A 12750-nucleotide genomic window follows, 5' to 3' on the forward strand; every position below is an offset into this window, starting at 1 on the left:
CTATCACAACCCCAAATATTCATTTACTAGCGCTACATAGTCCGCGCAAGCCGTTGACCGTTTCGCATACTTTAACAATGGTTTTCCCGTGAACGTCATTTCATCGACCTTCACTGTTTTTCTAATACGCGTTGAGAACATTGGATAATCTTTCTGTTCTAATAGTTCTGCTCCTTGCTGATTGACACTTGTTCGTTGATACATCGTTATAAAACACCCTGCAAAACGAATATCACTATTAAACTCGCTTACATCGTCAATCTGCTCTAAAATCTGCTCAAATCCATCGAAACTAAATTGGTCTACTTTGATTGGTACTAGCACATCATCAGAAGCTACCAATGCATTTACTACCGTCATATTGATATCTGGTGCATTGTCGATAATGCAGTAATCGTATTGTTCTTTTACTTTTTCTAGTTTTTTACGTAGTCGTGTTTGTTGTGGTCGTGATACATCCATCAAGATTTCTTTATTCGCTCGCAACAAATTCATATTCGCGGTGATAATGTCTAGCCCTTCATAAGCTGTTTGTTGAATGACATTATCCACATCCATCTTTTTATCTGTTAATAACTCTGTTAACCCATCACTCTCAGGATCGTACAACCCGAAAAACTTTGATGTGTTACCTTGCTTGTCGTTATCAATGAGCAATACACGCTTTCCATGCATAGCCACCAGTGTATAAGCTATATTGATAGCCGAAACTGTTTTAGCTACCCCGCCTTTTAAATTAATAATGCTGATCGTCTTCATCGTCATTTATTATTCTCCTTTTACGATTTATTGGTGTGTCAATCCGCTTCATTTGCACATATAAATATGCTCCACTTACGTAATCTGAAAATGACACATTCATTTGTTTGAGCTGATAATTTTTATACATTTTTTCAAAGATTTCTTGCGCTCCAATTTCTTCTGTTGCAATTTTGGTAGCACGTCTACGAGTTAACTTTGTGTCTGATACTGTCACTTTTGGTTGCTTTAAATTACGTGAAGGCGTATAACCTTTCGCTGTTTTCGGTCCTTTCTCCTTAACCAGATACTCACCTAATTTTTTAAACCCAAGATCGGAATCTTCCAAACGTTCTGACCTAGCTCGCCCCCTATTCCACAGTTCTTCCGCTACTTCTCTATCTGGAAAGTTGGTTACCATGTGATGATGTGCACGGACTTTTTCACCGTTTCTTGTATGTTCCGTTGAATAAATATATTTCAACTCAAAACCTTCATACTTTTCCTGTTTCTTTAACCAATGTTTCATGCGTCTGATGAGATTGACCATATCCCTTTTGGCTTGCTCATAATCTTTCGGTACATACTTGTCCGAATATGTGTAAGTCATGTATAAATCATGGAACGGACGAAAATTCGTATTAATTAATCTGACTACATGTTTCTGCCTGTTCTTTTCATTTAATCTTTCTTGTGCCTTACTACTGTTTTTATCTTTCTTCACACGTTTCCCTTGAGGTATCTTCCAATACGGGTATGCTTCCACCTCTAAAACAGACCCACTCCAAATACTTTTCACACGATACCCAGCAATAGCTTTATCTAGTAAGCTATCTTCATGCATTTTCGTAAGTTCTGACTCACCAAATGCTTCTTCGTATGTCTCTAAAACATGTCTCATCTTATGCTTTTTATTCTTCATGGCTACTCTCTCCCGATGTGTTAATAATCTAGTATCCTTGTTAATTTTGGAGCATGGTCGTAAACCTAATATCCATTACAAGGACGTAATTGACTATCTGCCATGAAGGTTGCTATACTAGCAATAAGATGTTTGGCAATAGTCAAATGAGCCGTTCTCACTGGTCAGAGTGTGTACGGCATTTTTTATTGGTTTTTAATATCAAAGCCTTTGCGACTTCTCACAAAGGCTTTTCTTTATGGCGCTGGAATTGTGCGTGATCTACCTGTTAAACGATGAATAATCAACCACTCATCTGCCAATTTTTTACTAATCATCCAGTTATCCGGATTTAAACGATAACTTGCTATGTGTATCTTTTGCTGTCTTGTTAAATTGCGGCCCTGTTTCTTGGAATCCCCCTTTTTTATTGAATGATAGGAACTAGACACTTGTCCCGCTTCTTGATATAATTCCAGTAAGTCAAATTTCGTTTTAGATGCTGTTTAATCGTTCGAGCGATTAAGCAGTTTTTTTATGGTCTTAATTTGGTTTTGCATTAACCTTCACTACTTTCGTTGAGTTTCCTTGCATGTCTAGTTGACTGGCAATTTCAAAAAATTTATTACGACGTTGTTCTTTAATCTGTTTCTCCAAGCGATCAATGTAATTAAATCTGCTTGTTAAAACAGCCATTCGCTCCTTCACCAAATCAAAATCCCCCTCTAGAAAATGCCGATTAATCGCTATTATTAAGTCGTGGCAGCAGCCTTTTTCTTTCGAAAGTTCCAACCCCAATTTGTCACTGCCCCCTATAACTTTCTTACTTTCAAAATCTACGAACACTAGATTTTTCAATGCTTGTCCATAGGCATGTTGTAAATGTTCTATCATCCTTTTTCCTCCAATATTTTTTCTAACGTCGCTACCGTCATATCAGCTACAAGTTACGTCTATACCGTCATTGGCTCGGTATCACAGCGCTTTGTTTTTTAGTTATGTATAAAGATGACTTCACATCAAGCAGCTTGTAAATTCATCACTAGAGGATATGGCTAACCCACCCTTTACAAACTGCTTGACGCGAGCGAGCTTTGTACTCGCAAACGTCTGTTTTGTGCTTGTACTTCACCATTTTCTTATTTACCGCTTCACACCTTCATACACTGATTTCAGTACCTTTCCCGACTTCTGTTGCAATATCTATCACTTTAGGATTAAAAGGATCTGTAATATCCATTCCAGTATTTCGGTTAATGAATGATACTAACTCCGCTTCACTTACCTTTAATCGCCCTAATTTCAAAGGGCGAATCAATCCCGCATTTATCAATGTATAGACAGTATTTGGATTGGTTTTTAAACGCCCGGCAACTTCTTTTATTGTGTATAGTTCCATTTTTGCTTTCCTTTCTAAAATATTAATATTGCCATCAAGCTGGTTCGTTCTGTTGTTTAAACTGCTTTAAGAACAATGCGCCTTCAACAAAACCGAATACCCGCTCTTTTTCATGCGGTTCTAATTGTTTCAGCAAAACCTCTAATTGTTCCCAATCAGATTTTTCTTCAATGTTATATAAGATGTCTGCCATGTTCATCACCACCTTTAATAAATGATTTAGAGCGTCGCTACCGTCTCATTTAGCTATAAGTCTGAATTATTATTGCCTGTAGTCAAAATATAAATGACTAAAGTCAAAATGTCAATTTATTTTTATGGAAAAATTGCCTATAGTCAATTTAATGTGTTATCTTTTATTTGGAGGTGATAAATTTGACTATAGGCAATAGAGTAAAGAAAGTACGCACTAGTATGTCATTGAATCAATCAGACTTTGCTTCTCGATTAGGTGTTATCTCTGCGACAATATCACGAATAGAAAAAGGCAATCGTAATATTACAGAACAAATGCTCCTTTCTATATGCAGAGAATTCAATGTCAACGAAACATGGCTACGCACAGGCGAAGGTGAAATGTTTATCCAGCCTGCTACCTTTTCATTTGACGAGCAAATTAAAAAAAGCAATCTCAGCGAATTAGAGATTGCTATCATGCGTGGTTATATGGAACTTGATTCAGACGTGCGAAAAGCGATTGTGCAAAAAGTAGAGAGTATTATTCAACAACGCTCTGAAATAGCTGCTACTACTGAGGAAGCTGGCATTGAAGCAGAAATTGATGAAGAACTAGATATTTTTCGCCAGGAATTAAGAGATGGGAAAAAAGCACAATCGTTATCAGCCTCGCAAAAGCAAGATATAATTTAAGAGGATTCCTGTATTGGAAACAAGAAAACGGTACAAACCAAGTCAAAACTTTACTTCAAAGCGAAAATGTCATTTACTTCACAAAGAACCGAGATAAATGAGGGAAATTCAAAAATCGCAATTAAGGAAGGAGTTGAATAGAAATCAATGTTTATAACAAACAACAAATATCGTCTAACCGAACGTGAATCAAGATTTTTATTAAAGAAGTCACTTGTCGAATTAATTCATGCAAATTCACGTTTAGAAAAAGTGAATACTACCTTCCCACAAACTAAAACGATTGTGGAAGGTATGAGTGTTAGCGGCGTAAGCATAGACGACATTCAGATTATTTTGAATCTAAAAAATGCTTACCAATATATTTTAAAAGAAACAGTCCCATTTACACTAGAAGTTGCAAAGAAGATTAATTCTTTTGTGTCCTACAATGAATCACTCGCATGGGGTGTTGTACGGAATGGGAATGTCGGTATTCATGGTGTTAATTATCAACCCTGTATTCCTGTAGAAGATGAAGTGGCAGCACAGATTCAAGCAATTTTAACTGACGAGAGCTTTTCCACTACTTATCGCGCATTGAAATACATGTATTATGCTATGCGTACACAAATTTTCTGGGATGGTAACAAACGAACAGCACTTATTTCAGCAAACTATATCTTGCTACTTAATGGAAATGGCATTCTCCATATTGAAGAAAAAAAACTAGAACACTGGAACGAACTCTTATCGGAATTCTACGAAAGTAACGAAGATGAAAAGATCATTGACTGGACATATAACAACTGTATTTTCGGCATTGATTATTAAGTGAAAGAACAGTTACATCTCTCCTATATAGGGAGAGTGGATTGAAAGATTATTGATTAATTTGCAAATTAAATTAAAAAAGAGCAAGATTGCTGTCTTGCTCTTTTTCCTTAGAAGAAAGGAGATCTATATGAGAGGATCAGTAAGAAAACGCGGTAATCGGTGGTATTACTCATTTGAACTACCTACCAGGAACGGCAAACGGAAAAGAATTGAGCGTGTTGGTGGCGATACAAAGCCCGAAGCTGAAAAAGCTTTAACAACCGCGCTCAACGAACTAAACGAAACAGGTCGCTTTTTCGAATCTTCAAAATCGCCCCTGGAGGATTATATGTGGTATTGGTTTGCCGAATATGCATTACTCAATTTAAAAGAAAATACACAGGAAAACTATCGCATGGTTATTAAAAAACATATCGCCCCTCCAATAGGTGACATAGCGCTGCGCGATCTAACACCAACGATATTGCAAACTTGGATCAACGATAAGCGTCGCGAAGGATATTCCGACAAATCTATGTCAATTTTCCGTTGCGTCATTAACAGTGCTTTACGCCATGCAGTTTATCCGTGGGGTTTATTGAAGGAGAATCCTATGCAATATGTAACTATGCCAAAACGCCAACGTAAAAAAGTATCTAAAGAAGAATTTAAAATTATAAAGCGCGATGATCTCATTAGAATTATGGAATATTTAAAGTCTGATATGCCACTATATATGCCGTTTCATATCGGTTTACATACTGGATTACGTGTAAGCGAGGTTTGCGGCTTATTATGGCGAGATATTGATCTCAATGAAGGCACACTCACGGTCGAGCGTGCAATGGTAAATTCTAAAGGGGAATGGGTATTAAGTTCAACAAAGACTGCATCCAGTGAGCGAACTATACCGCTCGGTCCAACAATCATTAAATTGTTGAAAGAGCATCGCCTTTGGATTAAGAAAAATAAATTATTTTATGGACCACACTATATAGATAGCGAACATGTTTGTGTAAAAGAAAGTGGTGAACCTATTACTCCTAGTAGCATGAAATATAACACTAACAAATTAAAAAAAGAACTCCAAATTCCATTCAACTTTCACTCGCTGCGTCATACACACGCAACAATGTTGATGGAAAATGGAGCTAAAATAAAAGACATCCAAGCTCGGTTAGGTCATAGCCGATCTGCTATTACCATAGACACTTATTCGCATCTTACCGAAAAAATGCAAAAAGAATCAGTCGATATTTTCGAACGAGCATTGGATGACATCAAATAAAAACTTGCCGATCAGTTGCCGCTGGTCGGCAAGTTCTTTTAGTAGGAAAAATACATTGCGTCGGCAAAATGTCGGCAAATTCAATATTGGTCTTTTTTACCATACGTTCAAACCATTGATATATCAGCTATTTCGTATCATCCATTTTCAGAACAGCCATGAATGCTTCTTGTGGTACTTCGACCGAACCTACTTGTTTCATACGTTTCTTACCCGCTTTTTGTTTTTCAAGTAATTTACGTTTACGCGAAATGTCACCACCGTAACATTTTGCAAGTACGTTTTTACCCATTGATTTAATTGTTGAACGTGCTACAATTTTTTGACCAATTGCTGCTTGAATTGGTACTTCGAATTGTTGACGTGGGATTAATTCTTTTAGTTTTTCTACGATCACTTTACCACGCTCGTAAGCAAAGTCACGGTGAACGATGAAGCTAAGTGCATCGACTTGTTCACTATTAAGAAGGATATCCATTTTTACAAGTTTCGATGGTTTGTAACCAATTAACTCATAGTCAAACGATGCATAACCTTTTGTGTTCGATTTTAGGTAATCGAAGAAATCATAGACAATTTCTGATAGTGGCATTTCATAAATAATGCTAACACGTGTAGTATCAATATAATCCATTGTCATGAAATTACCGCGTTTGATTTGGCAAAGCTCCATAACAGCCCCAACATAATCATTTGGCACCATAATCGTCGCTTTGACATATGGTTCTGCTACGCGGTCAATTTTTTGTGGATCTGGCATCATTGACGGGTTATCGACCTTCACTGACGAGCCATCTGTCATATGCACATCGTAAATTACAGATGGTGCCGTTGTAATTAGGTCAATATTGAATTCACGCTCGATACGTTCCTGAATGATTTCCATGTGTAGAAGTCCTAAGAATCCACAGCGGAAACCGAAGCCAAGTGCTTGTGATGTTTCAGGCTCATATTGAAGCGCAGAGTCATTTAACTCTAATTTTTCTAAAGCATCACGTAAGTCATTATATTTCGCTGTGTCAATAGGATATAAACCGCAATATACCATTGGATTTAAGCGACGGTAACCAGCCAATGCTTCAGCCGCTGGACGATTTGCAAATGTTACGGTATCCCCGACACGAGTATCCCCTACATTTTTAATAGATGCTGTTAAATAACCTACGTCACCTACTGTTAATTCAGCTTGTGGTGAACTTTTCGGTGTATGTACGCCAACTTCAATGACTTCAAATTCAGCGCCAGTTGCCATCATGCGGATTTTATCGCCCGGTTTTACAGTACCGTGTACAACTCGAATAGAAATAATAACACCTTTATATGCATCGTAGACAGAGTCAAAAATTAGTGCTTGTAATGGTGCTTCAGGATCACCTGTTGGAGCAGGTACCTTCTCTACAATCTGTTCTAAAATGTCCTCAATCCCGATACCAGCTTTTGCTGACGCTAAAACTGCTTCAGAAGCATCTAGACCGATGACATCTTCTACTTCTTGACGAACGCGCTCTGGATCTGCTGCTGGTAAATCAATTTTATTGATGACTGGTAAAATTTCAAGGTCATTATCTAGTGCTAAGTAAACGTTTGCTAGCGTTTGCGCTTCGATGCCTTGCGCTGCATCGACAACCAAAATAGCGCCTTCACAAGCTGCTAAACTACGTGATACTTCATATGTGAAATCGACGTGTCCTGGGGTGTCGATTAAATGAAATGTATACACTTCGCCATTTTTTGCTTCATATTTTAATTGCACTGCATTTAATTTAATCGTAATGCCTCGCTCACGCTCTAAATCCATTGAGTCGAGTAGCTGTGCTTTCATTTCACGGGAAGTCAGTGATTTCGTTTGCTCAAGAATACGGTCTGCAAGCGTTGATTTCCCGTGGTCAATATGTGCGATAATAGAGAAATTTCGAATATTCTCTTGTCTTTTTAAACGTGCTTCTCGGTTCATATCTTCCACTCCTAATTAAACTATAATGAATTATACTATGAACTTCATACAAACCACAACATTAGAACGGCATAAATGCTGTTAAATCAATGATTACTCTAAATTTCGTGTCATTTCCTCTACAATAGCAAGCAATGTAAAATAGCCAGCCACACCCATCGCATGGTGTATGCTGGCTATTTTATTAGGAGTTTATTTCACTTGCATCATGAACTTTTATGGATTGCTGAATAAGATTTGTTAACGTGTCAATCCCTTTTTGCTCTAAATGGACACCGTCTGGTGCGAAAAACTCTGGATGATTACTAGCAGCAGCGTGCCAATCAATCAAAGTGATATTGTCATGCTCTTGTGCTTTTTGAAGTAAAGCCTTATTCACTTTACCTTCCCATGAACGTGGTACACGCGTATTCACTAAATAAATATCAGCATTGGAGAAAGCCCCAAGAAGTGTCTCCATCTGATCATTTGAAAAGTAACCATTTGTACCTAGTTGAATAATAACTGCATTATTTGGCTGATTAAAACTAGCATAATTCGGTGACAGCTTGACAGCTTGAGAAACTTGTCGACCTATTTTCCCATCGATTGTAATGTTTGGATAAACCTTATGTAAGCTTGTCGCAATATCGATCATTACAGAATCTCCAATCGCTAATATGCCATTATAAGATTCATTTTCAGGTTTAGCGCTTGTTTCATTTTCCTCTTGCTCAGGTGATTCTCTGTTCTGAACACCCCCTGTTTCTGTTTCTTCATCTGCAACATGTGAAGAGTCGTTTTCAGATGTTTGTTGTTGCTTCACATCATCGTTAAGATTTGAAGATTGGTCTGCGCCCTTTATTTTAATGGAAGTTGGATAGGACTCTGATGAATCCTGTTGCCCCTCTCCAACTACACCCGTGATTCCAGTGAGAAATACGAGAAGGCATAGAGGAATAAGCACTGTTGAAAATTTTCTAGCAAACGTAAAGCTACCCCATTGATTTTTATTAAATACGAGATATTTTTGAAAATAAGCTCGGAATCCTACTTTACGGATAGGCATTTCGATAAAGCGATAGGATAGTTCCGCAATGGTAAATATAAGAACTAGCTGTAAAGCAACTCGCCCATATGCTGGATTACCAATTTCATGGACGGGGGTACCCAACACCATGATTGGATAATGCCAAAGATAAATGCCATAAGATCTTGAGCCAATCCATCTAAGTGGCTTCAAAGACAGTAACTTCCCTAAAATGCTAACTGGATGACAAACACATGCTATTAAAACAGCTGCGTTCAAACAAAAAAGAAACATACCGCCTCTATATAAGAACGCTTGGTATTCATCTATAAAAATAACACTTAACATAAAAATACTAAAAGAAAGCAAACTTATACTATTTAGTTTAGTGACATGCTCCTTAGCTAGTTTTTGTGACGAGAGTCTTTTCATTGGCCAGACGAGAGCTAGCCAGCATCCTATTAATAACTCAAATGAGCGCGTATCTGTTCCATAATAGATACGACTCGGATCAGCTCCTGGCTGATACAGTATGCTCATTAATGCAGCTGAACATAGTGCGCCGAAAAACACGAAGATGGCCAATTTACTTCGTTTGTTAAAAACATAGAGTCCAAGCAGCAACAGAATCGGCCAAAGAAGATAAAATTGTTCTTCAATGGCTAAAGACCATAAATTTTTTAAAGGGGAAGGGGAACCAAAACTATCAAAATAAGAGAGTTTATGAAAAATGAACCACCAATTACTTGAATAAAAAATAGAGGATATGACATCTCCTCGCAACGTATGGATTAGTTCCTTATGAAATAGCATCGCCCATACGAATGATGTAATAATCATCACATAGGCAGCTGGAACTAAACGTCGAAACCGGCTAATCCAAAATTCCCCTAAACTTACTGTCAATCGATTCCCTTTTAAGGGTAAAATGGTAGAGGTTATTAAATAACCCGATAATACAAAAAAGATATCAACTCCTAGGAACCCACCACTGGCCCAATTAAAGTCAAAATGGTAAGCGATGACTGCTAGTACTGCTAATGCTCTAATCCCATCTAGTCCAGGGATATAACGATGATTAAATGTCTTGCCTAACATACTATTCCTTCCTTCAATAAACTATAAACTCTATTTCCACGTTATTTATAATGCAAAATATTTGTCTGAAGCCAAACATCGTCTCCTTTTCCCTATTTCTCATTAGTTCGTTCACTTATATTAAGGACGTTTGAGAGGAGGATAAAAGTTTAGAAAAAACATCCTAAAAAATTCTTTATAAAGAATTTCATCATCCCAAAATATAAATAAGTTTATCTTAAAAAGCACATTTTCATATGTATAGTTGTGATAGATCTAAAAAAAGCATCCCCATAAATGGTAGATGCTTCAAAAGCGTATTTCGCCCTATTGCATATGCCATTAAAACGCTTCATTCATAAAACTCCGTGAGCCAACTCAAAAATTATAAGACAAGAAATGTACAAATTAAAGGCTAAAAAATGTTTTTATAAAAAATTTTTCTGGTAAATTTACTAATAGTAGTTTATTCACCGTAATTTATATAAAACTCCTTATTTCACCATGTCGAATGCTCATTGATTGGGCGTTTGGGCAATCCTTGAAATATCAGCTTTATTAGAGTGTGAAAATACCAGATTAAAAAAATGTCAACAAAACCGTCTCTTGACGACTTTGTTGACACTTCGGGAGGCTTACTACTGTAGCCTCAACTTTTACCCTTTTAAAATTATAGTAATCTCTACTAGCTTTTAATAAGACTAGATGAGATTTAACCTTTTTTCTCAGTAATGAAGGTTTTTGAGATTGCTTTCCCTATTATGGCAATTGTACGATTTAATTCTTCTTCTGAATTATCAATTCCACCTAGTTCGATTATCATCATTTCCTTTGCTAAATCTTGATTGTAGCGACCATCTACATTATCACCACTTTTAGATATAACACCTCTAGAAACCTTTGGCACAATCTCATTCATCGCAGCAGACAAGCTTTCCGCATAAGCAGTATTCCAACGATAATTTTTATGTTCTGCACCAACGACAATGGCAATACGTGCATAATTCTCATTGTTGTGTGTAATCGTTGTCGCATCTTTTTTAGCAGAATCTCGATGCAAATCAATGACTAAATCATAGGACTGTTCTTGTAATCGTTTCGCTAAATGTGGACGTACAGAGTTGTAAGCATCAGCAAAACCTTTCCCCTCAAGTTTCATTTCCTTCATGACATCCACATCTAAAATATCAGTTTGTATACCGTTCATGCTAAAGTGCTTGGAAACAACATCTTGTAAATTATAGATATTTGTTTTCTCGTCATAAACGGCTACTTTCCCGCTGACAGCCTTCACCATCGGTTGATAGGCTTCATGTGAATGCGTGAATAATAACAAGACTTTAAATGGATCAGGATCTTTCGTCTGCTCTAGCGCACTTTGTTCAGCTAAATTAGTAGCGGCAAACACGACTTGTTTATCCTCTGGTTGCTTTAACGGAGTCGATGCTTGCTTATTGAACGGAAGTTGCCCAGCAATGACAGGTAATACGAAGAAGAACAATAATAGACCAGTTGACCATTGTAGTTTTTTTAGCAAAGTCACACCCTCCTCCCCTTATCGTATGGAGGGGATGTGTCTTTTAGAACGATGAAATTATAGATCGCCTGCCCATTTCATTAGCATAGACGAAATGAGTGTTGCATACTTATCAATCCAATAATCAGCTTCCTTTGGCGTGACCATCAGCTGTGAATGGGAGGCCGCAAATGTTTCTTCAAACAACTGCTGCCGCTCCTCCTTTGACCATGTTGCCCATTCCCCAAAAATCGGTGTTATCAGTGACATATCTAACTCTTTATTAATATCTGGCTGCCAAGAAGACAATGATAATTTTGACGAAGGTTTACCACGTTCCGCTACACGTGCCGCTATCGAGCGTAGCATGAGCTCTACAGCATCTGCGATTAAAACGGGTGCATCAACCACTGTTGGGATACCAATTGCTGTCACAGGGACGCCAAGCATTTCAAATGAAATTTCCTTGCGCTGATTCCCTACACCAGAACCAGGATGGATGCCCGTATCTGTAAGCTGAATGGTTTTACATAAACGACTACTTGCTCTTGTTGCGAGTGCATCGACTACGATAATTAGTTTTGGTTTGATACGTTCTGCCAATGCCGCAACAAATTCACCTGTTTCATAGCCAGTCTGTCCAGTTACACCTGGAGCGTACATCACAAATTTGTCGTCAATTTGCTCAAGACTATGCAAATGATCTATCAAATAAGGTCCAATGGCATCAGGTGTAATTGTACGATTCCCTAAACCAATGATTAAAATTTTGTCTTCATCTTGCCAGGAAATAGACTCATGTAATTTTTTAAAATTCGTCAAGAGTGCTTCCTCAAGCTGTTGAAAACCATCCTTATCTTCTATCGTAAGGGTAGGTACGGACAGTGTGATATACTGCCCTTTCTTTTTACCAATTTGCTGTTCACCCTCAGGATTGACTTGGACATCTGTAATTTTCACTCGTCCAGCATTTCGATCTTCAACTTGAATACCACTCGACTGCTCTAACGTTTCTTTCTGTTCCCTCGTTTGATGTAAAACAACCTCATCAGATTCGTCAATTAAGTCCGTACGTTGCCAATTTAAATTTTGCATATAGTTCACCTCAATCGATAGTTTGTTCAAACTGTCAAGTAAATATTCTTTGCATTTATCTATTGCAATTTAGCCTAGCGTTTGTTAAAATGATTTTTGTTGTATTAA

The 12750-nt window shown here is 37.5% G+C and carries 13 protein-coding genes; 3 read left to right on the forward strand and 10 right to left on the reverse strand.

The window, feature by feature from the left end:
* Positions 1-3: 3 nt before the first annotated feature.
* The 6 genes from H131_RS14510 to H131_RS24565 all read right to left on the reverse strand — a co-directional run bounded on the left by H131_RS14510 (position 4) and on the right by H131_RS24565 (position 3231).
* Positions 4-765, reverse strand: coding sequence for a ParA family protein (locus H131_RS14510; RefSeq protein ID WP_010859930.1), 762 nt, complete (start codon positions 763-765; stop codon positions 4-6).
* Complete coding sequence (locus tag H131_RS14515) at positions 737-1660, reverse strand: rolling circle replication-associated protein (protein ID WP_010859931.1); 924 nt, start codon at positions 1658-1660, stop codon at positions 737-739. The genes H131_RS14510 and H131_RS14515 overlap by 29 nt, the downstream gene beginning before the upstream one ends.
* A gap of 236 nt (positions 1661-1896) precedes the next feature.
* On the reverse strand, positions 1897-2091 hold the full coding sequence (locus H131_RS23800; protein WP_080647674.1) for a DUF6906 family protein: 195 nt from the start codon (positions 2089-2091) through the stop codon (positions 1897-1899).
* Between the two features lie 91 nt (positions 2092-2182).
* Complete coding sequence (locus H131_RS14520) at positions 2183-2533, reverse strand: hypothetical protein (RefSeq protein ID WP_010859932.1); 351 nt, start codon at positions 2531-2533, stop codon at positions 2183-2185.
* A gap of 265 nt (positions 2534-2798) precedes the next feature.
* Entirely contained in the window at positions 2799-3038 is a 240-nt protein-coding gene (locus H131_RS14525; protein WP_010859933.1) for a helix-turn-helix domain-containing protein, read from the reverse strand.
* A gap of 34 nt (positions 3039-3072) precedes the next feature.
* Positions 3073-3231, reverse strand: a complete 159-nt coding sequence (locus H131_RS24565; RefSeq protein WP_155242465.1) for a hypothetical protein — start codon at positions 3229-3231, stop codon at positions 3073-3075.
* Positions 3232-3413: 182 nt separating this feature from the next.
* On the opposite strand from H131_RS24565, the gene H131_RS14530 reads away from it, so the two are divergent.
* The 3 genes from H131_RS14530 (at position 3414) to H131_RS14540 (ending at position 5991) form a co-directional block, all read left to right on the forward strand.
* Positions 3414-3908: a helix-turn-helix domain-containing protein gene (locus tag H131_RS14530; RefSeq protein WP_010859934.1), complete on the forward strand. Its 495-nt coding sequence runs from the start codon at positions 3414-3416 to the stop codon at positions 3906-3908.
* Positions 3909-4055: 147 nt separating this feature from the next.
* Positions 4056-4721, forward strand: coding sequence for a Fic family protein (locus tag H131_RS14535; RefSeq protein ID WP_010859935.1), 666 nt, complete (start codon positions 4056-4058; stop codon positions 4719-4721).
* Between the two features lie 130 nt (positions 4722-4851).
* Positions 4852-5991: a tyrosine-type recombinase/integrase gene (locus H131_RS14540; protein WP_010859936.1), complete on the forward strand. Its 1140-nt coding sequence runs from the start codon at positions 4852-4854 to the stop codon at positions 5989-5991.
* Positions 5992-6118: 127 nt separating this feature from the next.
* Here the strand turns inward: H131_RS14540 and lepA are convergent, their stop codons facing one another.
* The 4 genes from lepA to gpr form a co-directional block, all read right to left on the reverse strand.
* Complete coding sequence (gene lepA / locus H131_RS14545; protein WP_010859937.1) at positions 6119-7945, reverse strand: translation elongation factor 4; 1827 nt, start codon at positions 7943-7945, stop codon at positions 6119-6121.
* A 184-nt stretch (positions 7946-8129) separates the two neighbouring features.
* Positions 8130-10052, reverse strand: coding sequence for an acyltransferase family protein (locus tag H131_RS14550; protein ID WP_010859938.1), 1923 nt, complete (start codon positions 10050-10052; stop codon positions 8130-8132).
* A 691-nt stretch (positions 10053-10743) separates the two neighbouring features.
* Entirely contained in the window at positions 10744-11574 is an 831-nt protein-coding gene (gene spoIIP / locus H131_RS14555; RefSeq protein WP_230491855.1) for a stage II sporulation protein P, read from the reverse strand.
* Between the two features lie 51 nt (positions 11575-11625).
* Positions 11626-12642 carry a GPR endopeptidase gene (gene gpr / locus H131_RS14560; RefSeq protein ID WP_010859940.1) on the reverse strand — a complete coding sequence of 339 codons (1017 nt, stop codon included), beginning with the start codon at positions 12640-12642 and terminating at the stop codon, positions 11626-11628.
* Positions 12643-12750 lie beyond the last annotated feature (108 nt).

The sequence above is a fragment of the Lysinibacillus sphaericus OT4b.31 genome (assembly GCF_000392615.1).
Taxonomy (GTDB): domain Bacteria; phylum Bacillota; class Bacilli; order Bacillales_A; family Planococcaceae; genus Lysinibacillus; species Lysinibacillus sphaericus_B.